The organism is Bacillus sp. E214 (assembly GCF_008087365.1).
Lineage (GTDB): Bacteria > Bacillota > Bacilli > Bacillales > Pradoshiaceae > Pradoshia.
Genome location: NZ_VENN01000001.1, coordinates 44,066 through 68,331, shown reverse-complemented (window position 1 = coordinate 68,331; position 24,266 = coordinate 44,066). Strand labels below are relative to the sequence as shown.

At 32.8% G+C, this 24,266-nt stretch carries 24 protein-coding genes; 6 read left to right on the top strand and 18 right to left on the bottom strand.

Annotated elements, in window-relative coordinates:
* Positions 1 to 32: 32 nt before the first annotated feature.
* The 4 genes from FHY47_RS00325 to FHY47_RS00310 form a co-directional block, all read right to left on the bottom strand.
* Positions 33 to 1,220 (bottom strand): hypothetical protein, encoded by a 1,188-nt coding sequence (locus FHY47_RS00325; protein WP_148629495.1) that lies wholly within the window; start codon positions 1,218 to 1,220, stop codon positions 33 to 35.
* Between the two features lie 214 nt (positions 1,221 to 1,434).
* The gene (locus FHY47_RS00320) at positions 1,435 to 2,538 is read right to left on the bottom strand and encodes a tyrosine-type recombinase/integrase (protein WP_187393406.1); all 1,104 of its coding nucleotides are present in this window, start codon (positions 2,536 to 2,538) and stop codon (positions 1,435 to 1,437) included.
* A gap of 64 nt (positions 2,539 to 2,602) precedes the next feature.
* On the bottom strand, positions 2,603 to 2,788 hold the full coding sequence (locus FHY47_RS00315; protein ID WP_148629493.1) for a helix-turn-helix domain-containing protein: 186 nt from the start codon (positions 2,786 to 2,788) through the stop codon (positions 2,603 to 2,605).
* Positions 2,782 to 2,973 carry a helix-turn-helix domain-containing protein gene (locus FHY47_RS00310; protein ID WP_148629492.1) on the bottom strand — a complete coding sequence of 64 codons (192 nt, stop codon included), beginning with the start codon at positions 2,971 to 2,973 and terminating at the stop codon, positions 2,782 to 2,784. The genes FHY47_RS00315 and FHY47_RS00310 overlap by 7 nt, the downstream gene beginning before the upstream one ends.
* A gap of 419 nt (positions 2,974 to 3,392) precedes the next feature.
* Here FHY47_RS00310 and FHY47_RS18755 point away from each other — a divergent pair, with 419 nt between their 5' ends.
* The 3 genes from FHY47_RS18755 to FHY47_RS18750 all read left to right on the top strand — a co-directional run bounded on the left by FHY47_RS18755 (position 3,393) and on the right by FHY47_RS18750 (position 4,245).
* On the top strand, positions 3,393 to 3,533 hold the full coding sequence (locus FHY47_RS18755; protein ID WP_187393405.1) for a hypothetical protein: 141 nt from the start codon (positions 3,393 to 3,395) through the stop codon (positions 3,531 to 3,533).
* The gene (locus tag FHY47_RS19100; RefSeq protein ID WP_262365951.1) at positions 3,526 to 3,654 is read left to right on the top strand and encodes a hypothetical protein; all 129 of its coding nucleotides are present in this window, start codon (positions 3,526 to 3,528) and stop codon (positions 3,652 to 3,654) included. The genes FHY47_RS18755 and FHY47_RS19100 overlap by 8 nt, the downstream gene beginning before the upstream one ends.
* A 453-nt stretch (positions 3,655 to 4,107) precedes the next feature.
* Positions 4,108 to 4,245: a hypothetical protein gene (locus FHY47_RS18750; RefSeq protein WP_187393404.1), complete on the top strand. Its 138-nt coding sequence runs from the start codon at positions 4,108 to 4,110 to the stop codon at positions 4,243 to 4,245.
* 446 nt (positions 4,246 to 4,691) lie between these two features.
* On the opposite strand, the gene FHY47_RS00305 is transcribed toward FHY47_RS18750, so the two are convergent.
* The 6 genes from FHY47_RS00305 to FHY47_RS00280 all read right to left on the bottom strand — a co-directional run bounded on the left by FHY47_RS00305 (position 4,692) and on the right by FHY47_RS00280 (position 13,608).
* Complete coding sequence (locus FHY47_RS00305) at positions 4,692 to 6,182, bottom strand: restriction endonuclease subunit S (RefSeq protein WP_148629491.1); 1,491 nt, start codon at positions 6,180 to 6,182, stop codon at positions 4,692 to 4,694.
* Complete coding sequence (locus tag FHY47_RS00300) at positions 6,179 to 7,609, bottom strand: class I SAM-dependent DNA methyltransferase (RefSeq protein WP_148629490.1); 1,431 nt, start codon at positions 7,607 to 7,609, stop codon at positions 6,179 to 6,181. The genes FHY47_RS00305 and FHY47_RS00300 overlap by 4 nt, the downstream gene beginning before the upstream one ends.
* Before the next feature lie 104 nt (positions 7,610 to 7,713).
* The gene (gene hsdR / locus FHY47_RS00295; RefSeq protein ID WP_148629489.1) at positions 7,714 to 10,920 is read right to left on the bottom strand and encodes a type I restriction-modification system endonuclease; all 3,207 of its coding nucleotides are present in this window, start codon (positions 10,918 to 10,920) and stop codon (positions 7,714 to 7,716) included.
* Between the two features lie 209 nt (positions 10,921 to 11,129).
* The gene (locus FHY47_RS00290; protein WP_148629488.1) at positions 11,130 to 11,945 is read right to left on the bottom strand and encodes a hypothetical protein; all 816 of its coding nucleotides are present in this window, start codon (positions 11,943 to 11,945) and stop codon (positions 11,130 to 11,132) included.
* A 70-nt stretch (positions 11,946 to 12,015) separates the two neighbouring features.
* Complete coding sequence (locus FHY47_RS00285; RefSeq protein WP_187393403.1) at positions 12,016 to 12,801, bottom strand: hypothetical protein; 786 nt, start codon at positions 12,799 to 12,801, stop codon at positions 12,016 to 12,018.
* Positions 12,802 to 12,810: 9 nt separating this feature from the next.
* Positions 12,811 to 13,608: an SMODS domain-containing nucleotidyltransferase gene (locus FHY47_RS00280; RefSeq protein WP_148629486.1), complete on the bottom strand. Its 798-nt coding sequence runs from the start codon at positions 13,606 to 13,608 to the stop codon at positions 12,811 to 12,813.
* Positions 13,609 to 13,997: 389 nt separating this feature from the next.
* On the opposite strand from FHY47_RS00280, the gene FHY47_RS00275 reads away from it, so the two are divergent.
* Positions 13,998 to 14,921, top strand: coding sequence for a DUF5655 domain-containing protein (locus tag FHY47_RS00275; RefSeq protein ID WP_148629485.1), 924 nt, complete (start codon positions 13,998 to 14,000; stop codon positions 14,919 to 14,921).
* Between the two features lie 342 nt (positions 14,922 to 15,263).
* Here FHY47_RS00275 and FHY47_RS00270 read toward each other — a convergent pair whose 3' ends face one another.
* From FHY47_RS00270 to FHY47_RS00250, 3 genes are all read right to left on the bottom strand, one after another.
* A complete protein-coding gene (locus FHY47_RS00270) occupies positions 15,264 to 15,785 on the bottom strand; it encodes a zinc ribbon domain-containing protein (protein ID WP_148629484.1) in 522 nt (173 codons plus the stop codon).
* Positions 15,786 to 16,209: 424 nt separating this feature from the next.
* A complete protein-coding gene (locus FHY47_RS18745; protein WP_187393402.1) occupies positions 16,210 to 17,805 on the bottom strand; it encodes an EVE domain-containing protein in 1,596 nt (531 codons plus the stop codon).
* Positions 17,806 to 18,127: 322 nt separating this feature from the next.
* On the bottom strand, positions 18,128 to 18,844 hold the full coding sequence (locus FHY47_RS00250) for a CBS domain-containing protein (protein WP_148629483.1): 717 nt from the start codon (positions 18,842 to 18,844) through the stop codon (positions 18,128 to 18,130).
* A gap of 705 nt (positions 18,845 to 19,549) precedes the next feature.
* On the opposite strand from FHY47_RS00250, the gene FHY47_RS00245 reads away from it, so the two are divergent.
* Complete coding sequence (locus tag FHY47_RS00245) at positions 19,550 to 20,338, top strand: hypothetical protein (RefSeq protein WP_148629482.1); 789 nt, start codon at positions 19,550 to 19,552, stop codon at positions 20,336 to 20,338.
* A 470-nt stretch (positions 20,339 to 20,808) separates the two neighbouring features.
* On the opposite strand, the gene FHY47_RS19095 is transcribed toward FHY47_RS00245, so the two are convergent.
* Together FHY47_RS19095 and FHY47_RS19090 are read right to left on the bottom strand one after the other, a co-directional pair.
* Positions 20,809 to 21,003: a hypothetical protein gene (locus FHY47_RS19095; protein WP_262365950.1), complete on the bottom strand. Its 195-nt coding sequence runs from the start codon at positions 21,001 to 21,003 to the stop codon at positions 20,809 to 20,811.
* Positions 20,978 to 21,265 carry a hypothetical protein gene (locus FHY47_RS19090; protein WP_254654680.1) on the bottom strand — a complete coding sequence of 96 codons (288 nt, stop codon included), beginning with the start codon at positions 21,263 to 21,265 and terminating at the stop codon, positions 20,978 to 20,980. Before FHY47_RS19090 ends, FHY47_RS19095 begins: the two co-directional genes overlap by 26 nt.
* Before the next feature lie 296 nt (positions 21,266 to 21,561).
* On the opposite strand from FHY47_RS19090, the gene FHY47_RS00235 reads away from it, so the two are divergent.
* A complete protein-coding gene (locus FHY47_RS00235; protein WP_066101221.1) occupies positions 21,562 to 22,167 on the top strand; it encodes a hypothetical protein in 606 nt (201 codons plus the stop codon).
* 104 nt (positions 22,168 to 22,271) lie between these two features.
* Here FHY47_RS00235 and FHY47_RS00230 read toward each other — a convergent pair whose 3' ends face one another.
* From FHY47_RS00230 to FHY47_RS00220, 3 genes are read right to left on the bottom strand one after another with little or no spacing between them, the layout of a single operon-like run.
* Entirely contained in the window at positions 22,272 to 23,528 is a 1,257-nt protein-coding gene (locus tag FHY47_RS00230) for a PTS ascorbate transporter subunit IIC (protein ID WP_066101224.1), read from the bottom strand.
* Position 23,529: 1 nt separating this feature from the next.
* Positions 23,530 to 23,802, bottom strand: coding sequence for a PTS sugar transporter subunit IIB (locus FHY47_RS00225; protein ID WP_066101225.1), 273 nt, complete (start codon positions 23,800 to 23,802; stop codon positions 23,530 to 23,532).
* A gap of 11 nt (positions 23,803 to 23,813) precedes the next feature.
* A complete protein-coding gene (locus tag FHY47_RS00220) occupies positions 23,814 to 24,263 on the bottom strand; it encodes a PTS sugar transporter subunit IIA (RefSeq protein WP_181161978.1) in 450 nt (149 codons plus the stop codon).
* Positions 24,264 to 24,266 lie beyond the last annotated feature (3 nt).

The window sequence follows — 24,266 nt, the reverse complement described above, 5'->3', positions numbered from 1 at the left end:
TTCACTACCTACCCTATAATAAAATAAAGAAGCTATTTCCCACCTCTTTTATAAGGCTTTACATATGTCCCATTACGATAATGTCCTTTTACATCGTGTGTTATGGGTGATTCCCGATTCGGATATTCTATTGTTGTTTCTGTACTTACAATACCTTTTTCAACAATATCCTTCATTTTACTATCAGTACTGGATTTACCTGACCTTCCTCTAATACTTTCCTTAACTAGGGTAATGGCAACATCGCTTAAAATTTCGGCTTGATGCTCCCTAATATATGAAAGGATAGAGCTTCGTTTACTCCATTTCTTCAATGAAGTAACTCCGCTTGCAAGTTTTTCCTTAAACCCCTGCGTTTCTAATTTCTTTTCCTTTTTTTCAGTTTCGTTGATTGTAATTGATTGACTTTCTTCTAGCATAGCTACTTTATCAGCAATCTCTTTTTTCATTTGCTCTATCTTCAATTCATTGACTAACGTTTCCATGTTAAACTCATGCCAGCTTCTACGCTTAGTTGACATAAACTTAGCATTAATCTTTGCCTTTTTAATAGCTGCTGCATTTGGCCCTCTTTCTTGACCTGCTACGCAGCGAAAGAACTTTCCGCTGAACTTATTTATATCTTGCCGGCTAATAGAGGGAGTGAGTATTTTTTTGTTTGGATATTTCTCTTCTAGATTAGATAGTCTTTTATTTTGTCCAGGGCTTAATTTGCGACGGGTTTGCAATATGCAGTTGTAATCAAAAAAAGGAATATTCTCTTCATGACCCCATACTTTTTCCAATTGATTAATTAGGTAATTAGCATTACCAGTTTTAACATCTGGACCCGCAACACACATATATCCATGTCCAGTATTAACAATATGAAGAATATCGGCTTTTGAAGTGGTATCAGGATTAACAATTGTGAAAACAACATTACTGTTGCTATTTCGAATTGAATTATATTCATAACAAACAATCCATTCAGCTAAATGACCTTTCCATTGGTTTATACGGTGCGGTTTATCTTCCGATAAATATTTGAACGTGTCTAAAGGAGACATCTCTTTATCTACCAATTCTTTTAATTTTTCATCTGAGTATCCTGTTGGTCGATTAGTATACTTATTTATTGCTAACCTTACAGCATTTCTATATTCGATAGGAATGGTATATGAAGAGGTAAACAGTGGCATTAATTCATTAATATTTAGAGTCAGGAGGTCTGTTTCCATTTTTTCATCTCCATTTATAATTTTTGTTTCACAATCCCAAAGCTATATTTCAAACAACGCATGACAAAAGGAATAAAATGGATTTTAATATAGGATATCACATCCTTATACTCAGCAATAGTGTATTTAACAAAAAAAGACAGTCTGTGAGAACTGTCTCTTTTCTTCATAATATGGCTTATGACAATGCTCATAGCCAATGTAGTTGTTTAATTCAAATTAAATAATTCAAAGATTCCGCTGCTTCTGTTTGCAAAGATGGAATAAGGTGTGAATATCTATCTGTTGTAGATATTTTAGTATGTCCCAATCTTTCGGACACAACTTTTATATGAATGTTTTGTTGAAGGAGCAACGATGCATGAAGATGTCTAAGTTCATGAAATGTCACTTTAGGAACATCACTCTCTTTTACTATCATAGCTAAATTTCTAAGTAAATTTCTAGGGTGTACTGGACCACCCATTAAATTTGGAACAACAAGGTCCTGGTCAGGAGATTCTAACTTTAGTTCAAGCTGTTTTTCCTTTATCATTTCTAGCTCTTTTAGTAAGTTAGACGGAATATCGATACTTCTTCGAGACCCTTTAGTTTTCAGACTGTCTTTGAAAGTTTTTCCATCTGAACTCAAGACCCTTACCACAACCATTTTTTTCCTCTTCATATCAATATCTGACCATCGTAATCCTAAAACTTCACCACGCCTCATTCCACAGAAAATAGCTAGCAAATATGCAGGATAGTAAACAGATTCCTTAGCATAAGAAAGGAAATTTTCTATATGAGCATCGTTCCATTTAATCTCTGTAATCAAAATCTCTGTAGGTTTTTTTAACTTTGCAGCAGGATTTACTGCAAGATAATCTTGTTCTACAGCATAGTTTAAACTGTTTTTTAAAACAGCTATGATTTTGATAATATAGTTGTTTGATAACCCTTTTTCATGTAATTCAGTTTTGAAATTAGTTAATAAACGAATATTCAAGTCAGATAGATAATAAGAACCAAGTTTCTGTTTCAAATACAACCTAACCACCTGTTCGTAAACCTCATATGTTGAATCTTCTACTGTATAACGAATGTTCTTTAGCCATATATCCATGAACTCGGTAAAGGTGTATTTAACATTATTTATAAACTTTCCCTTTTTGAGGTCGTTCAGCAATTCATTCAAAGCTCCTTCTGCTTCACTTCTTTTCTTAAAGGTACGTTTCCTTTTATCACATCTGCCATCTTGCTTCTTACCTACATCTACTGTATAACAATAGGAAACTTTCCCTGTTTTTGAGACCAGCTTTTTAACACTTCCTCTAGCCATGTTAAACATCCTTTCTTTTTTAGATTCCAGTATGTATCCATTTTTCAATTTTTATTCAATTATGTTATGCCTTTAACCAGTCGATAAACGTAGGTTTGTATATTAACAACCTTTTTCCGACTTTTTTCACGGGAAATTGTTGATTATTAACCAGTATATAAGCCTGTTCTCTTCCAATTCCCAAAATTTCCTGAACATCAGCAACTGACAATACATCTGGATAGTTATCCAAAGTTTGATTTTTCAACATACTATATCGTCCTTTCTTTCAAGCCACATAATTAATCGTTCTTTTGAATAGAAGCGAGTATCCCCAAAGCGCATTGACATAAATGGTTCAGTCTTAACCAATTCATATGTTTGTCTTTGCCCTATTCCTAAGATTCGTTGTATATCTTTGACCTTCAATAATGATGGACAGTCATTTAACCTCATGATTTTGCCACCCCTCTGTGTTGTACAATGTGATATTAGCAAAATAAAAATCCCTTTTGGGGATTTTTTCGATTTATTTTTTAAAATTAAAATATTTTTTCAAAAGCTTAATCTATTAACACTATAGGATGTAAATTGCGAATTATATCATATAGAAAAAATCATTTGGGTGTTTTTTAAGAATAGTTTTTTTAAAAAAAATTTTCTTTAATTTTAAAAAAGTTTTCTCGAATTTCGCTTTTTTTAAAATTCGAATTGTGTATGATGAATTTGCAGTCAACTACCAAACTAAAATTCTACTTCAAAAGGAGTTCATTTTAATATGTACATAAAAAATAACCGACCATCATTACGCATTAGATATATCACTCCCTCAAAAATCTCCTCTCCTTTGGAGAATAGTAGGAGGAAACTTGATAATGAATAAACCATCTTTTGATTTTGAAGCATGTAAATCAACTTTGCTGAAATCATGCATGAAACATGATGTATCTGAAGAAATTTTTAACAGGTTTTTAGAAATATATGATAACCACCGAGGAGAAAATCCTAATGTTTAATGGCTTAGAAAATCTCAAGTTGCCTGGTAGCGATACATACACAATCAGTGTAAACCGTATTGATTGTAATCCTAAGGAATTTAACGAACAGCTTGAGTTTAATTTTGAGATTGAAACATAAAAAGTATAGTATATTGGATATTTTATCGAACTTTTAATATCAGTTTGGACGTAAAATCGAACTTCTATACACTAATAACAAATAAAAACTCCTCAGTGATTGGAGGATTATTCATCATTTTGCTATCTATTTTCTCAACATATTTTTAATGCTTTTTAATTATACGTCAGTAATGATATGAACTCCTGAGTGACAGCTTAGAAGAAGATTGCATTTAATCAGTTATGTTTTCTTTACTTACAGGAGTCTCTTTTCTGTATTGTATGATAACCTTTTGTTTCGGTAAATATCGCTGATTTTAGTAATCCTAAATTATCTTTATCCCCCTCACTTTGTATAAGGAACCTTTAAAAATACACAATATCGTCAGATTTTGTCGAACCTTAATATCAAGGAGAAGTGACAATGCGCACATTAATCACAGTAGAAATAGCCCAAGAAGTAATCCAATAGTTGACGAATTATATTGATTTGGTTGAGAATTACCAGGCTGATACAATCGAAAAGCTAATCTTAAAAGAATATGCTTATTTAGGTAGTGTTTCAAAAGTAGCTGATGAATTAAACAAAAGAGGCATTAAATCTACATAAAATATTGAAACGTGGTTTTAATTATAAATATAAAGGTAAAAAGTATGGTAAACGCTTCTTTTCTGTTGAATATGTATGCAGGATGGGGATGATTAGTGTGATATGAACTGAGTATTTCCAATATAAAATAGTTTGTCCTGTCCATAAAAAATTAAAACAGCCTAAACTTAATACGTAAGGATTTAGGCTGTTTGCTTGGTACATATCAGGATAGATAATACGAACTCCCGACCGATGGCTTAGAAGGCCGTTGCTCTATCCAGCTGAGCTACCTTATATATCGCTATTTATTCACGTTCATGTATAACAGTAACTTTTCGAACTTAGGCCGATTTACTACCTTTAGTATAAGTAGTGATAGTTAGGAAAGCAATAAAAACACGATAGATACTTTTTAGACGACAAAATAGGCACCCAATATTTTAGAGTGCCTATTTAAAATTATTTCACTTGCTCTGTAAGATTTCTTTTAAAAGTTCAATAGCATTTTCTTCTGACGGGTCATTAGTGCCTAGTTCACCTTTGAACGCTTTAGATAAAATTGATTGTTTTAATTGATTTAACTTTTCCTTCAGAGCAAGAATTCCTTTTGTTTCTTCTTCTATGTTTAGCAATTTCTCAACTAAATTAACAATAAATTGTCTTTCTTTATATGGAGCAATCGGCAGTTTAATATTTTTTATATCTTCTAGGCTTAAGACGGGTCTACCAATACCGTAGGCTCTATTTTCTAATTCTGCCCCACCTCCGCTCGGTGATAGCAAGCTTAAATGTACATATTTAGCCATGCTCTTATCTATTAATTTTGTAAGTGCAACAGACTGACTAACGTAAGCTTCGGAAATCTGTTCCTCAACTAACGCACATTTCCCAACATTTGCTCCTGTAATAGTTGTTAGTAAATCTAATTGTTCTACTAAACTTCGTTTTCCTTCTATCTTTTCTGGAAGTGATACATAGGCAACTTGTTCTAGATTCAACTTATTTTTATTAATATCTTGCGTTCTAATGAAATACGAGCCTTCATTAGAATAATACTTTGACCAATCTCTTGAACCACTTGTTACATAATATGATAACTCTCCTAATCTAGCCCACTTCCACCCTTTAGGTAGAATAAATGGCTCATCTTCTTTGTTCACACTTTTGACTTTTAAAGTATTAGATTTGACTATGCTAGATATTTTATCAGTTCTTAACTTATCTAAATACTTTTCTACTTCTACATTATCTGAAGTACCATTAGTTTCTCTCCACTCTTTCGATAACTCACCATGAAAAGCTTTATCCAATATAGCTGCTCGCCGAAGTTCAAATGACTGTTGCGCTTCTTCAATCAATTGCTTAGCTTCGTCGATTTTACTTAAAAGCCGCTCCACTTTATCAGCAATCCGCTTTTGTTCATTTTTAGGTGGTAAAGGCAATACAATCTCTTTGCACTTAGCTGCTGAAAGTTCCTTAAATGTACTTCCACTAGCTATTGATTCAAGATAGGCTTTGGAAAATTTCAAATACCAATATAAATATTTAGGATAAAAAGCATTACTTGGTACAAAACTTTTAAAACCTTGGTTAGTACATAATTCTTTGGATGCTATAGCAACATAACCTATAGGTGCTCTGGAGGATAGTAACACAGTGTGTGCAGGTAAAACTTTTGCAGAACTTTCTTTAAGGCCAAGTTCTGTTATATTACGTTTTCCCTTATGAATATACATATCTTGATATCCTGATAAGTCTGCTGGAGTTATCCATGATATAGTCCCATTTTCATAATATTCTTCTTTTGTGGATTTTGGAGTTCCACCACCTATCACATCTGTGAGAGCGCCAATTCGTGTCCATAACCAATTTTCAGGAATATCAAATCTCTGCTCATCTTCTGGCAGTATCACTTCTTCCACTAATTCCTCTATAGTCTTTTTTTTCTTACTCATTTTACGACCACCTTATCATCTTCAGAGGCGCGTAACTCTTTAACTACCTCACTTAACAAATCCATTGCTTGTTGAAGTTTCATAATAGCCTCTTCTGCAGAATCTATTGGGTTAGGAAGGTTGTCATAGCTCGATAATGATTCATCAGCAATCAGACCAATATCAAGACTATCATTCTTCTTAGCAATTTCTTCCCTCGTGAATTTATTCCATCTTTCGTCCTCTATCTTAGAACGGTCTTCAGCAATATAAGCTTTCATGAAGTCTTCAAAATGAGCCATCGTTAATCTGCTTCTCTTACCAAAAGAAGGCATATTGGTGCGCAAATCATATACCCATACATCTTTTGTATTGCCTTGGTCTGTTTTCCCCTTCGTAAAGAATAAAACATTAGTTTTAACACCTTGTGCATAGAAAATACCTGTAGGCAAACGAAGAATCGTGTGTAAATTACACTTATCCATTAAGTCACGACGAATTTGCGCTCCTACTCCACCTTCAAATAAAACATTATCAGGAATGACAACAGCAGCTCTCGCTTTATCATCATCTTTTAAAGCATTATAGATAAGTTGTAAAAAATTTAGTTGTTTATTAGAAGTATCAAATGTTAAATCGTCACGAGAAACTCTTTCTCCACCTTTCTTTGTACCAAAAGGGGGATTTGTCAATATCACATCAAAATTCTTCATCCATTTACCATTTCCCGATAAAGAATCACCATTTTCTATTCTGCCTTCTATATCATGAAGAAGTGCATTCATTAAAGCTAAACGATGCGTTCCTTTTACGAGCTCCATTCCGCTAAATGCTTGTTTCTTTTGAAACTCAGCTTCCTGTGGGTCAATATTAAAGTAGTCATCAGTTTTATTTTTCAAATATTGGTCAGCAGCAATCATAAAACCAAATGTTCCTGCTGCTGGGTCATTGCAGCGTTCTCCAACTTGAGGGTCAATGAGTTGAACCATAACATCAATTAGTACACGAGGTGTGAAGTATTGACCCGCTCCAGATTTTGTTTCACTCGCATTTTTTTCGAGTAAACCTTCATAAAGATTTCCTAATCCCTCTTCTTTTGCATTATACCAATCAAGGGCATCAATAGATTTTATAATTTTTTCTAAGTTCTTAGGTTCATCAATACTGGTTGCTGCATCATGATAAATTAAGCGGAGTTGCTCATTTTCACTATTCCCCAATTCTAATAATAGCCGTTGGTAGAAGTTCTTTAATTCTATCCCTTCTTTTACCGTAAGGTCATCCCAACGATATCCCTCAGGAATGACACTCTCAGTTTCCTGTTCTTTCATCATTTTAAGAAATAATATATAAGTTAATTCTGTAACATATTGTTGATACGTAATCCCGTCATCACGCAGAACATTACACAAGTTCCAAAGCCTTTGTACAATTTCTTGGTTGTTCATTTTCTTCCTCCAAATAGTAAAATATTATTTATCAATACATCCTTAAAAGCTAAAGTCACGCTTTATATTATAACTCAAAAAAGCCTCAATAAGAGGCCATTATTTTAACTGATGTATAAGTTGTCGTTTATTGTTTTTACGATTTTATCAATCTCTTCACCAAATTCCCGTTTTAACACTTTATATCCACCTTGACTACGGAAAGGTTCTTCGGCAAAAGCATCTTGTGGAGTTGGGGCTAAAACAGGTATTTTTATAAGCTGCTTTTCAATACGTTCTAGCCATTTTTTCTGCCTCGGTGTCCAATCGTGAAGGGAGTAAACCTTTTGCATCGCATGTTTAATTCTTGTTTCATGGTCTACTAATGCTTCTCCTAAAGCTGCCTGCCGAATAAAACTTATAATATCCGCAGCAATTTCTTCATTTTTTGTTTGTTTCCAAGCAGACTGTAAATGAGATTGTTTAAATCCTTTTGTCTCCAAAATCGCTATAAGCTCTCTTAAATCTTTTTTTGTTAAATCCCTTGGTCTTGTGCATACAATATGGAGCGAAGGAATTTCATTAATATTTTCCTTAATAAACTGAATGAACCCATCTAAATAGTCTTCTGGTCGTTTATTCCCTTCCCCGTAACCACGAATAACATCCTTAATGGTGTCTTCTTGGTTAGAAATATAAAGTTTCCCACCCTTAACTCTATAAGCATCAAAATAATCAAACAGGATATCACTTTGTTTAGCTTTATCAGGTGTATAGGATTGTACTTCTTTTACCCATTCATCAACCGTTCTTCCTTTAGATAGCTCCTCGAATTTTTGTTTCCCCTCATCATTTAATCTCTGTTTCTTTCGTTGAATTTTGGCTACTAACTGTTCACGATAATATTTTATTTCTTCTTCCGAGTTAGCATGTACAAGGGAATCATACAATTCACCAATTGTAGTATTTTGATTCTTTACAACAGGTTTCATCTCCGTATATGTTTGTAATTTATCATAGATACCAACAGCATCATAAATATTAAAATGAGTTTTCCCTATATCTGGGCAAAGACGAGTTGCACGACCAAGCATTTGGTCATATAAAATACGAGATTGAACACGTCGTAGAAATACGATATTGGTTATAGATGGGACATCTATCCCTGTTGTTAATAAATCAACAGTTACAACAATATTTGGTAATCGTTCATTTTTAAAGCGTTTAATAGCATCATTAGGCTTATAAATATATCCTGTGATTTTCATAATTGCGTCGTCTTCTATATCATCACCGCGCTCTTTATAAGCCTCTTTCAGTAAGCGAACAACCAAATCAGCATGTACATCTGTAGCAGCAAAAATTAACGTTTTCTCTTTACTTGAAGGGTCAATATAATCAACTAATTTATTGAGTACAACTCGATTAAAAGATTCTGTTATTACTCGTTTGTTAAATTGCTCGACTTCAAAATGAACAGTATCCTCCATTTTTTCTAGGACAACTTCTCCTTCATCTTCGTCATATACCTCTACCTCTTCATCCTTTTCAAATGTAATACCTATTTGAGATAGTTCGGTTTTAAATAAATAAGGAGGCTCATGGTCTACTAAGAATCCCTCTAACACTGCCTCACTATAGGAGTATTTAAAAATTGGCATGCCAAAAATTTCAGTTGTATGAAGTGCAGGTGTAGCAGTTAAACCTAAACAGGCTGCATCAAAATAGTCAATGACCCGACGATACTGGCTAATATATTCATTCTGGTCTCTAAATAGCAATTCTTCCTCTGTCATCTCTCGGTCACTCGTATACCCACGATGTGCTTCATCTACAATAATAAAGTCATACTGACCAACAGTAGGCATTTTATCATCTTTATTATAAAAAAGTCTCCGGGCCATTCCTTGTACTGTAGCAATATGAACTTTGGTAGCTACTTCTGGTTCAATATCATCCAATGACTTGACATCATATATATCTGCAAATGATAGTCCTTCAATCTTAGTATCTATTAGTGCATCCTGTGTTTGTTTTCCTAATGAATTCCTATCTACGAGAAACAAAATACGTCTACATTTTTTTGTTTTAATTAAGCGGTACATTAAGGCAATTGCTGTTCGCGTTTTACCTGTACCAGTAGCCATCGCAATAAGCATTCTTCTTTGTCCGTCCATTAAACCCTTTTCTGCCGAAAGAACAGCTTCCTGTTGATAGGGTCTAAGGCCAAACTTTGTTATATCTTCTTCTTTTAGCTTTTTATTAGCATCTTGGTCATCTTGACTTAATAAAAGCTCTAAATCTGCAGGGGAGTGCCACCCTTCCAATGGGCGTGCATACTCAGTAGGCTTGCGTGAATCCCAGAACCAAATACCTGACTCTTCTTGCAGCTGCTTTAAATAAGGGCGCCCATTTGTCGCATATAAAAACGGTACTTTATATTCATTATTTGGTGGTAAGAAACTTTCTTCTCCCAATTTAATAATGTTCTTTGCATATGTCTTTGTTTGACTTTCTAACGCCCCAGGAATGGTTCTATGCTTGGCCTTAGCTTCGATAATACCGACTAATTTCATTCCGATAAATAAAGCATAATCGGCTCTACCACCTTTAACTTTCCATTCAGCAATAGCCATATTCCGATTCTTCTCTGGCATAGTTCCATGTTTTTGATTATTAATAGTTGTACTATCAGCTTCCCATCCCGCTTTTCTTAACTTCTCATCAATAATTAAACGAGTTTCAGCCTCAGTTAATTTATTTTTACGTACAAACTGTTTAGATTTCTTTTTACGTTGGTCCTTTGCATCTACTTTTTCTACTTCTGCTTTAGCTCGAATAGATTCAATTTGTTGCTCTAATCTCTGAACCTTTTCATCATATTCCCTCTGCAAACTTTCTGTATCAACATTCGTTTGCTCTATAGGGTCTATATATTCTGGTGATTCAAATTCCCAGTCACCATATACCTCCATAAACCAAATGGATAATCGAAAGGTTAGTTGTAGTAATGTTTTAGCATCTTCCGTCTTTCCATAATCACCTTCATGCATTGCGTAATTTCCTTTACGCCTTAAGGTATCGAAGATTTCAATTAACTCTGGTTCTACAAGACCTTCCCTACGTAAAGTATTAATACGGTCTACTTGGGTAGTTCCATTTAGTTCTCTAATATTTTCAGATGCTAACACATATCTCGCCACTGTCTCCGCAAACAACCTTAATTTCATAATAGTTGTATGTGGGTCATGAAATACATTCTTCTCCGCTGTTTCTCCTAAATTAGCCAGGACATCCCATTTGCCTCGAAAGAAAGAAAAGTTGCTTCTCATGGTTATCACCGTTTTCGTATATTTTATGTATACATTATACTATAAATAAGTAAATAATGGGTTTTATCAGTACATTACGTAACTATATACGTTATTAAAATTTATATTTTATTAAGAATATCGTATAAAAGACCAGGTACAGAGAGTATTTTAATTTGCTCCCTAGACCTGGTCTTAAAGTATTATTTCAGTAACTAAAAGAGACTTATCTACATCTTGTTAAGCAGTAGTTTTTCAATCTTTTCAAAATGTTCTTTCAGTATACCTATATTAGTCTTTCCTTCGTCAATCACTAATGAGAGATTAGCATCATACATATTAACTTTAAACTCGATTTCACTTACCTTTTTTATATCAAAGAAATATAAATGTTCATACGCAATAAGTATACCATTAATAGCATTTTCTATTCCTAATAAACGGGCATTATCTTTTTCCATCATTATGTCTTCGACAAAAAACCTCGCACAATGCCTAATGTTAAAATTCAAATTCAATTTATGACACTTTTGAATCCATACAACTACAATGGCAGATAAAACCGTTAAGTTACCGACCACATTTTCAAAATAAACCTTATCATATTTAAAAGTGCCATCAGTATCCATTTTTACAGTTAAGTTAGCACCATTATCTACACGACCAGGTAATGGTTTCTTATCTATTTCTTCATATAAATTAGTTTCAATATTTGTAACAATACTATTTATTTTATCTACCATGTCTTTTAGGTAAGTGATATTCCCACTAACTTCTGCTACCTCTGATAACTTCCTTGTTATTTCTTCTATCTTCTCCGCTGTTATATCCAACTTTTGCGTTGAATTTATATAAGTACTATTTTGATAAAATGAATAAATAATCGCTATTACTGCTAAAAGAATGGATATAATAGTTCCTGAAAATCCCACATAATCTACTATATTTTTATTATCAGAAAAATTCTCAGAAATAATAAAAATAATCGCTATTATAAGAAACCCAACTATGTAGAAAAAATCTCTCTTATTAGGAAAATCTTTCATATACTCTTTCCCTCCTAATTTCAAATAGAAAGGAAGCCATTAACTATATAAACACGACCTCCAAATTCCCTCATGCACTCTGACCTATATTCAATTGACGTTTAATATCCTCCCACTCTTGCGTAACTTGTGGATTAATTTCATGGAATATCTTCGAGTTCTGTTTAACTCCAGAATATGCTTTTGCAGATTCATACTTAACAAAACAATCAAGCAGTTTTGCAGATAACCTTTCGTTACCATCATTTGTCCTTTGATTATGTAATAAGAAAATGTCATATAGGGAATGAAAAATCACTTTGTTCTTATAATGTAAAACTTCAAGTCTTAAATACGCAGGAATTAATGTACTAGCAAACAACGTTTGTGCAAGTATCGAAATCAACTCCATTTCAGTAGTTCGTAACATTATTGCTATAACAAATACCACAATGAATATTCCAACCTTTATTCTCTCCCTCTTTGCCATCTCATGAGTAATCCTTTCAGCAAACAAGGAATTTTCGAAAATATTTGCCCCCAACTTTAACAAAGAAGGTTCCAAATCATTGTTGTAATACTTATTAGTTCTCTCGTTATCTAAAGGAACATTAAATGAGTTCGTTAATAAATGAACCCTTCTTTTATCCTCTACTTTTGGGATTTTGAGAATGCTTAAATAGTTATCAATTACAAAGTAAACCAAAGTGGTAATTGTAAATATAAATAACAATATGTTTTTAGCAGTTTCGTATTCATCTACGAAAAAAACTGCAATTGATAAAGCAGCATTAACCCAAAATAATATAGAGTTCGTCATGTTAAGCTTTTCTATAATCTTATAGTGTCTATCTAACGAATCAAAACGGTCACTCATACATATCACTTATACTTCCGGAAAAATATTTTTGATTATTTCTCTTGCTTGTAAATCTTTCCCTCTTTGTTCATGCCATTTAACATCATTTATAATGTCTTTCGCCCTTGCTAAACGTTCTTTAAATCTTTGTGAGTCATCGTATCTAGGATTCATACTTTCAAATATGTCATAAACATACTCTTTCAATGAGCCTTTGCTATTGTATTCATATTTTTGAACAATCGTATTTTCTAACTCAAAGGAATAATAATATCCTTCTAATTTGTTTGTATTCCAATATTTCATCAGTCTAACCAGCGGCTTAATTCTTGAATTGTTATATACGTTAACTCTAGTAATCTTTTCATTAAATCCCATAGGGTCGGTTGGAATCCATCTTGAAAGAATGTTTTGTTTTGAAGGTATTGAGTAATTCCCCCAATCATCTTGAATTGCAGGGACTAATTCAAACTTAATATGATTTAATTCCAATACCATTGTTGGGTTATCTTTATATATTTCCGAATGACCGTAGTAGGTGTGCATAAAATTTTTTAAATACTTTAATAAGGTTTCTGGGGTATATCCTCTTGGGTTCTTAAACACTACCATATAATCTATATCAGAATCTAAATCTACTATGCGAGGTAATATTGTTCCTCTTGTACTTGAACCAAATTGGAAATGATTAAGTAGTTGCCCCTGATTAAAGTAGTAATTTAGATTTTTAGCCAAATTAGCAATAGAAGTTCTAATGTTGGCATTCTCCATAGACGATAGAACTAGATGACTCGATAAAGTTGAAAAATAATTATTGACCGACAATGCTTTCCCCCCTAAAATTCATTTCTCATATAATCATACAACAATATGTATTTTTTTGGAATAATTGTATTTATTTTGTTATAGACTAAAAGTTCTAATCTAATTACCGATTCACTTAAAATCTCCCTCAGTTACATTGGATTTTCTCTATCTTCTAGAAAGCCAACCATCCCATCTTTTTATTCCTGACATTTCATTATTTATTACATTAAGTAAATGCACCTTACGAAACCAATAATAGAAGGTCACCAAGTCAGTGTAATAACTTTCAAGTATTTGCACTTAAGCGTATATAGCAAAAAGTATATTTTCATCCATTAAGTTTAGTCATCATGAATTTTCAAAATTAGAAAATGGTATAATAATCATCGTAAGGAGTGTGAAAAAATATGGGGGATATAAAGTTATTTAGGTTAAGCGAGAATTCAGTAGATGAGCTACAAGGACAATCCGTTACAATCGAAAAATCATTACAACATATACTTGAAAAACATTTAGAAACCTTTCTGGGAGTCCGTTTTTTAGCTTCAGAGCATAGTACAGGAAAACGACATGCAGGACGTATTGATACATTAGGAATCGACGAAAACAACTCACCCGTTATAATAGAATATAAACGGTCTATTAATGAAAATGTTATTAACCAAGGTTTGTTTTATTTAGATTGGTTACTTGACCATAAAGCTGAATTTGAGTTAATGGTTATGCGCAAATACGGAAGCGATTATTCAGACTCTATTGATTGGAGTAGCCCTCGTTTACTGTGTATCGCTGGAGGATTTACTAAATATGATAAACACGCTGTTCAACAAATCAATCGGAACATAGAGCTTTATCAATATAAACATTATCCAGACGGTTTTTTATTGTTGGATTTAGTTAATTCTACGACCGCTCAAACAATACAAATTAGCGACCATGCTGCAATACCTTCTCCATATAATCGTAATACTAAAGGTAAAACCGTATCCGACTATTTAGAACAAGCTAATACAGAACTAACCGATAGATTTGAAAAACTAAAAGCTCTTATGATGGCTCTTGGTGACGATGTACAGATGAAAGTCCTTAAACATTACATTGCTTTTAAGCGAATCAAAAACTTTGCATGTGTGGAAATACACCCGCAAACCGAAAAAATATTACTCTATCTCAAAGTAAATCCTGAGAGTATTACCTTGGAGCAAGGTTTTACCCGAGATGTTCGAAATATAGGACACTATGGTACAGGTGATTTAGAGGTCTCCATATTTAAAGAAGAAGATTTCGAAAAATCTAAACGACTCATTGAAATGGCTTATGATGTTAGTTGATGTATAGACATATATGCGATGAAAAGGTAATTTAGAGAGGACTGAAAATCAGATTTGAATTTCAGTCCTCTTATGATTTTCTCAGCTCTTTATACCGATAAAAATAAAAAAATCCCCAATCTGCTTGCGGGGATTCTAAAAATCTATATTACACTCCTGAACTGCCAGTTACGGCATAAGGCTTTATAAGGGCACATTTACATTTATAATTTTGTTTCTCTTTTTAATGAATTGGTATATGCGATATAACTATTCACGTTTAAAAATCTTTCGTTTGAACAGAAATTATACATGAATCAATGTCATCTTAAAAGACTGTTTATTATTAATATTTTTTTGTTTTTATTTAGTATCAGCTAAAGCAAATGTACGATAATATCTATCCCCTGTTTCACCACTAATAAGACACTCATCACCATCGGCATCTTTCCCATATATGAGATGAACATTAAAATTATCATAATCCTTTTCCCAAGTAGGTTTATATGTAATTGTCACCTTTTCGCCATCTTGCTCCCAAGTAGCTGATTCTGCAAGCACAATCCCTTTGGAAATGCCATCATCTTCATCCTCGCCTCGTAAATATAATATATCTGCTGTACCATCTGAATTTAAGGTAAGGCTTGCCGAAATTGAGTTACCTTCAGTCCACCACTCTCCTTTAGCACTGCTTTGAAAAAAGAAGGTTAAAATCCATACGACTATTACCAATATTGCTGCACCGGAAAGTAATATTTTTTTATTGAACTTTTTTAAAATTCCAAGTGGTGAGTCTTTTTTTAGTAGCTTATATCCACAATTAATACAAACTTCAGATGTATCTGATATCTCCTTACCACATTCTGGACATCTTATTAAAGCCATAATACACTCCTCCTAGTTATTATTATATTATTATAATATTTTCAGACTCTTTCTGTCTAAAAATACACTAGGCATTAAAAGCCTAGCGTATACTAAAACAATAAATCCGAAGGAGTGTAAACATGCAATATTCACGAATTAGAGCATTGCAAGAAGATGAAGATATAAATCAAACATATATGGAAATTATTATCTGTCAATCAAAGAACATATAGTCCCTATGAAACAGAAGAACATGAAATTCCTCTTTTAGGTTTGTGTATAATTACAGATTTCCATGGAGTCAGTGTTGATTATCTGCTAAATCGTACAGATAACAAAAAACCTTATCCACTAAAAAGTAATGAGCCATTATTCACTATAAATAATTGGCTCATATCCTTCATTCTTCATATACATTTTTCACTAATTAATGTAATCACTTTTAAATGTGATGTAGTATACCTTTCAATTCTTCTATCGAAAGTATTTCATTCTTTTTTCTATGTATCATTCTATGACAGTTAGAACATACCGGAACTAAATCAGTTTCTGGATTTATCTCTATTTCTTTTTTAATAGTACTTATAGGATTAACATGGTGGACTTCAATAAAATCTTTACCTCGTTCTCCATAGACTTTTTCAAAATTAAATCCGCATACAATACAGTTTAAACCGTGTATTTCAATAGCTCTTTTGCGGTTCTGTGGATTTCTCTCATATCTCTTTCCATAGTACTCTATAACTTTTCCTTCTTTAAGGAACTTGTCATCGTTTCCTTCTTCAAGAATATCTGCCTCTACGTCTTCTTGAACTTGTTTTAAAGACAGGGGTTCTACAAAGGTTAGCTTATATTGATTATCTATACTCTTTTCGAAATACAATTGAGGCCGTTCATCTTCTAGTACTTCTTCATTATGTTTAAACTTGTTATAAACTTCTTTATACATCCCTCTTATTATTTTTGAAAAATCTGCATTCCACATCAATCTTGTTCTATTGTGGGAATCCATTTCTATATGAGCATCAAAAGGCATTTCTTTATACATTAAAATGATTTCCATCTTTTTACCGACTTCTAAGGAACCCACCTTAAAAAAGCCTCTTATTTCTTTAGGCATGCCCGTACCTTTATGGAGAAACGCTGACTTATCAAGATGTTTAATAGCAATATTAGTTGGAGTGATTTTCCACGAAAAACTATGTATAGCTTTATCTTTATTAGAATTCCATAAATTATTCAATTCAGCTGCTTGTTCCTCTGATAATAAATAATTTGTTTGCTGACGGAGTCTTAATATTAACAACTCACTAAGAATGGGATTATCTTTTAGAGATAATCTATTAATAAATCCCTTATCCTTTTCTAAGCGGAATTCAATAACTTCTAATTTGACTAAAAGGTATGGATTCTTCCAGTCTTCAGTATGCCAATACTCTTTGGCTCCCTCATCATCTGTTTCTTCTGTAGGTAAAGCTACTACTTTTGTTTTAGCTAGTATACCTCCGCTTTCTTTTATGTAGCCATCTGACCTCCATATGAAAACAATATCATTTAATTTAATATTATCTTTAAAATGTTTTTGTCTTAATGACCACCAGATATACTTATTATTCTGAACATAATTATCTACATCAAATACTTTAGGATTTCCTTGGAAAATCCAAGTATTGGTATGCTCTTGTTCATCTATCTGTTCATCATTATTTTTTCTATATTCATCTTTAATCTCATCCCCATACTCTTCTAATCTAGTTCTAACAATTTGTCTTTCTTCTTTAGTAAATAAATCATGATATTTTTGATTTAATATTAATGCTTCTACAGTTAAATCTAACCTACCTAGTTCCCATAAACTTGTAAATCCTTCAGAAGGTACATTATTATTAATAAACTTCTTTGCTACATTTAATCCTCCTTGACTAGCAACCATTTGTTTAAACCTCGAAGCATTGTACCCTATTTTTTTTGCATTTTCATAAATACTCAACATATCCTTGTGAAATTGTAGTTCTAATTGTTTAATGTCATTTTTCATGAAACTCTCTCCTAATATAAATGCTTTACAGACAGATTTGCTCAAGTATTATACTGAGTTATAATGTCCCTTAACTTTTCTTTACTTAAGTATGGACGTTTCTTATGCAACATTCTACGGCAATTAGAACAGGATAATAATATAACATGAAAATTAATAACCTCATTTTCTTTAAGCCCCGATACTAGTATGATATGGTATCCTTCAATAAATCCTCTCCAAGCTTATATACTAATATGCTTGAGGATTGATTTAACATTGCTCATTCACCTTGTATATGCCCTAACAAATAAACTTTATTTGATAGTCCTAATTAATAATATTATTTTTCTATTTTAATTAAATCCCAAGGCGTTATTATCCCTAATAAAGCATCTTTATGTTTTTTCTTACTATTTGATATTAAAATTGCCTCTAATCGTGGCTGTACTTTTGATAGCTGGGTTTCAAACATCTCTTTAACTTGAAAAACATCATCTCTTTCTGATAGAAATATGACATTATTTTCATATTCATATTCCAGCAAGTGTTGAATTTTATAATCACTAAATATAATACCTTCTTTAACTACATTGTCCGCTAACCACCTGCTTAAACCATTAGAAGTAACTAATCCAACAAATCCTTTTGAATCGTATATTGGAAAACATGAATAATCATTGGTTTTCATCATATCTAGTAATTCATCGATATTATCGTCTTTATTAAAAGTTACCGGTTTACGCGCAGCTATTTCAATTGCTTTTTTTGGTACAAGTATCTGTTTCGCAATAAATTCTATTCTTTCTACAGTCTCATTATGAGGTTCAGCAATATAATAATCTTTTTCCAACTTATTATGTATAATGGTGTTCCTTAATTGGGCAAAGCTAATTAACTCTTCTTTATAATTATTTATAATGGGTATATCAATACTATTTAACAAAGATGTAAATGGCTCGCGTCTTCTAGAGTAACTGACTTCTTTTAGTTCTCTTAATTTTTTATCAATAATATTATAAGCAATTTCAAACCTCTCTGATTTCTCTTTACTATCCATAAGCACTATCTCTCCTTATAAAAAGCGATTATTTAAATAGAAATTTTTCATTTGAAAAGACTTATTATAAAGCAAAGTTAAATAACTACAATTAAAGTAAATGTAACATATTTCTATGAAAATTTAATATCAAAATATTTTATTTACTTAAAAACAGGAAATATTATCAAAATGACCAACAAGCAAAATAATATAGCTTTGAATGCAAAGTGGCAAAATTATCTTCCACATGAATAACATGTCTTTAAAAGGGCATTATAGATTTAAAATTGCTTTTCTAAATGATTATTTTTTCTTTATATAATACTTTATAAATTTACATTTGAATGGATGGTTTACTATGCCAAAGAGTAAAACTTTCAAATCAAGAGTTATTCTCCCAGAAATGAAACCTTTACCATATGATTTGAAGAGAAGGCGCGATAATCAAGAAGCATTGAATTTGATTAGGAAATTAAAAAAAAGAAGTTGTTTTTTTATTGAAAAAAAGTAATAAGAGGAGGCTCCTAGATATTCATGGAGCCTCCTTTTATTTAGTACATCAATCCTCCTCTTTATTAATTCGTTATAAAAAAGTAGAATAACCATTCAAAAGTGACCTCAGAAATAAATACAAATTACCATATTGAAAAAAAAACTTAATTACCTTTATCATACAATTATGGTATTGTATATAAAGATTTACTATCTTTGGAGTTGATTTATATGGATTTGAACAGTTGGATGAGCAGTAATCCTGCACTAGCCGCAGCAACTCTTACTGGGTCGGTTACTTTTATTGCGGGTATTTCTGCACAAGTATTATCACATTATTTTACTAAAAAGAGAGAAATAGAAAAATCTCGTGAAGAAGCATTTTCAAAACTTTATTCTCCATTAAGTATTGAAGTATATAAATATTTGACTGTATACGGCAAAAAACCAGAAGCAAAAATAAAAAAAGAAAATAAAGAAGTAGAAAAGGTTGAAAAAGAACTTAATGAATTATGGGGTAACATAACGAAGCTTATAGCAGATAATAAACAAGCAAAAACGTTAGAATTGTCACACAATTTCATTCAAATAAATCGTGACATTAGTAATAACACTGATTTTGCTAAAAACTTTTTTAAAGAATATAAAAAGATGGCTAAGAAGATAAAATTTAAAGGGAAAATACGTGGAAATACAACAAAGAATATACTGAACTTTATTGAACTCTACTATATAGTATTTTTACGCTATGGTCCTTTAGTAGCACCATATGTTTTTCAAGCCATGGATTCAGCATATTATATAAATTTCAAAAAAACACTCAGAAACCTTTCAAAAGAAAAATTCAGCCGCCAAGAACATAACAGAATCCCGTTTGATGATATATTCGAAACTTTGGTAATAAATAACTTAAAGTATCATCATAGGGGTAAAATACAAGAGTTAATAGATTATGAGTTGACTAAAAGGCAAGAGCGGCTAGCAAAAGAAACACCGATAGAACCAAAGGAATTTTTTTAAAAAGGACTGGCAAGCAGTTCATTCTTAAAAGAACAAGTTTTCACTTGCACCAGAAATGGCATTACAATTATATAGCTGTAATAAGTTATTTTATTAAAGTTCCCGAATATTTAGAGAGTGCATCTTTTTAAAATATTTTCCAGTTCATTTTAGTGGCGAAATAGTGGCGGACTGTTCATAATTCTAAAGTACAAGGGGAAAAATTTATTACCAGAAAACTTTATAAACCCTTATATATCAGTACTTTTAAGTATTATCAATCACTAGAGGTAAAATAAAAGATAGAATTGACAGGGTGGGGGTCGCTGGTTCGAACCCAGTCGGGATCATACTTTTTAAGAAGGCTTAAACCTAGATGTATCAAGGGTTTGAGCCTTTTTTCTGTTTTTTAGTTGAAGTCTCATCCTCTTGTAAATAGCCAAGTACCTTTGTTAGGCTCTGCTAAAGGAGAGAGTATTTTTCCATTGCCATCAATCTTCTTCTATTTCATAAGTTAAACCTTTAATTGCATTGATTTTGGCTATTTCATTTTTATCAGATGTCATTATATAGCACTCTGATTCATGAGAGTTAGTTGCCAGCCAGTCCTCTCCTTCTTTAATAAATGATAAATCTCCAGGTAAGTTAGGGAAAACCCAACTAAATAGAGAATTGGATAGTTCCAAAACTGTTGTTTTTAGCATGTTCATCTGTGGAAAAATAGTATACTTTTGCAGTTTGATTATCTTTTAAAATGTTACTTGCCCATTCAGATTGCTCTTTCATAAGCTTAAATGATGGATCAAACTTTCGTAGAATGGGGGCAAACTTAGTTAAGTCTCCCATATCCTTTCTAAGAACTAAATGAAACTCATCACATATATCAAAGGCCAATTCAATAAGCTCACGGTATGTATTTCCAGACGGATTCTTTGTAATTTTGAACATAGATATTACCCCTCACTATTTTTTGAAAAGAAGAATATACCTAACCCCTTCTTCCATTTATTTAAACACATATTTACATTAAATTTCACTACTTCTCTATGATACTTAACTAGTTGTTATACACTGGTGATTCTCTCAAAGAATCAGTTTATTAGTAATATTTTGTCTCTATACAAAACGATTAAGCAGAAGGTAAAGTAAATATATAACCTTTCTTTTTTGATACATACTTATAAAACAAATTTACAATATAGCTGCTATCCTATCCAAAACCTACATGAAAGAAGGAATGCAAGATGGAGAAGCTTGAAGTGATAGTGGAAATGAAAGAGGGAAACCTGATTCGTCTCTATGCCAATAAAGTATATGATACTTTAGGAGAGACCTATCACGGGGATATCTTCACGACAAAAAGTGAATTGTTAAAGCATTACCCAGATTGCGAAGTGATGAATGGATATGGGTTAGCAGACCCGCAAACCAGCCTTTTAATCTCCGGAATAAATGATTGGTTTGATACGATTGAAGAAGCGGTGACAACACTCCAAGCATTACATCACAAACAAGAGCTGGACGCTTTATACGAGGCAACAGCAAGCTATTATAACCTGCTCAAATCAAACACTAATTTAGCAAGGATAATAGAAGAACTGGACAATCGTGATACAACATCATTCCCCGAAAAAGTAATTTCATTATATATGATTACAGGGTTCGCAAATGATTGGTTCCCAGATGAAATCGCAGAAGATAAACGGCAAGAGGTCAAGAATGTACTAGATCAAGCTTATATGAAATGCTCAAACATTGTAATGGCACATCAACAAGCAAAGAAAGCTCAAATGATGATCACGGCAACAGAATACCTGGGTCTACGCAGAAAATTTTATTCAAAACATTAAAGAAAGCAACTACAAATTATGATGTAGTTGCTTTTTTTGCGTTAAAACTCATTTAAAACTAAAATATTTATCACTTCTTCTGTTGTTCGATGCTTTTCTAGCATCTACATAAATAGTTTCATTAAATATCCTAAGAAAATACCCACGATCGCGAAATCGGTATCGCCAAATGTTGTACCTTCAAAACCTAAGTCTCCTAAGACCGGTAGTAATAATGCTGGCAAGAAGCTGATCAGAATACCGTTAACAAATGCACCTAACATAGCTCCTCTTCTGCCGCCGGTAGCGTTTCCGAATACACCAGCTGTTGCTCCGCAAAAGAAGTGTGGTACTAGACCAGGAACAATTACTTTCAAGCCAAATAACGGAAGTAAAAACATACTTATAATACCTCCGAGAAAGCTAAAAATAAAACCAATAATGACTGCATTTGGGGCGAAAGGGAACACCACTGGTACATCCAATGCCGGTTTAGCATGAGGAACAACTTTGTCCGCTACCCCTTTGAAGGCAGGAATGATTTCTGCTAATAATAATCGAACACCCGCTAAAACGATATAAACACCTGCAGCGAACGTGATTGCTTGGATAAGGCAAAATACAATAAAGTTTTGACCGCCGCTCAACTCATTTTCAATGTAAGCTGGACCAGCAGCAATCGAAACGATAAAGAACATAACTAACATAGTTAAGGAGATTGCTACGGATGTATCTCTAAGGAATCCTAAACTTCTTGGCACTCGAATATCTTCTGTTGACTTAGCTCTATTCCCTGCTCCTTTACCTACTAATCCAGCAACCCAATATCCGAATGAACCAAAGTGACCGATCGCAATGTCATCATTACCTGTAATCCTTCTAACAAAGGGCTGTAGCAGGGCTGGACTTAAAACCATTAATAATCCTAGAATAATAGACCCAATTATAATTAAAGCTGCTCCATCTAGTCCGCCTGTCGATAATACGACTGCTAACAAACAAGCCATAAACATAATATGGTGTCCTGTTAAGAATATATATTTAAATGGAGTGAAGCGAGCTAAGAGGATATTAATAATCATACCTAACAACATGATTAAAGCTGTTTCAGTACCAAAAGCATTTTGAGCCATCGCAACGATCGCTTCGTTGTTCGGGATAACACCATCTATATCGAAGCCCTTCTCTAACATTTTTCCAAAGAAATAGAGTGAACCCGTAATGACAGTTGCACCAGCACCAATAATCAGGAAGCCCATAATTGTCTTTAATGTTCCAGATACAACCTCAGTAGCTGCTCTTTTCTGCAGCAATAAACCAATCAGAGCGAATAAACCAACCAAAATCGCCGGAGTACTTAATATGTCTACTATCAAATCCATGTTATATATCCTCCAGATGTTTTTCTAAAACAGTTTTGATTTCTTCGACATTGAATAAATTAATGAGCGGAATGACTTTCCTTCCATCTCCCTCTAACTGCTCCATGATTTCAGGTGAACCAATATAGTAATCTACTGTCTCCGCTTTGGCGGATGTTAAATCGGTATGCCCTACTTCTGCCTCCCGATTCATTTCACGCAAAGCTTTCTTTACATTCATTTCTGCAATAAAACTACTTCCTAAACCGTTCCCACATACAACTAATATTTTCATCTTGCTGCCTCCTATTGTATAAATGAAAATAATTGCTCTAAAAAATCATCTTTGGATTTGGAATGGATTAGTTGTTTCACATTCAATTCTTCACCTAAGACAGCTGCCAATTCAGATAGTGCTTCTAGATGTGATTGATTATCCACCGCTGCCAGTACAATAATCAGCTGAACCTTATGGTGGTCCTTATCCGAAAACCATACAGGTTCTTTCATAACTAGAAAGCTTAATCCCATCTGTTTTACACCAAATTCCGGTCTTGCATGAGGCAAAGCAATGTTTGGGCCAAGTACATAATAAGGACCTAGTTCCTTCGTATTACTGATTATTTTATCTACATAAGTCTGTTCAATAGAATCATTTTCTATCAAGGGAGCAGCCGCTAATTGAATAGCTTCTTCCCATGTATTCAATTGATCCTTGAACTGGATTAGCTGTGTATTTAAAATCTGATCTAACAAGAC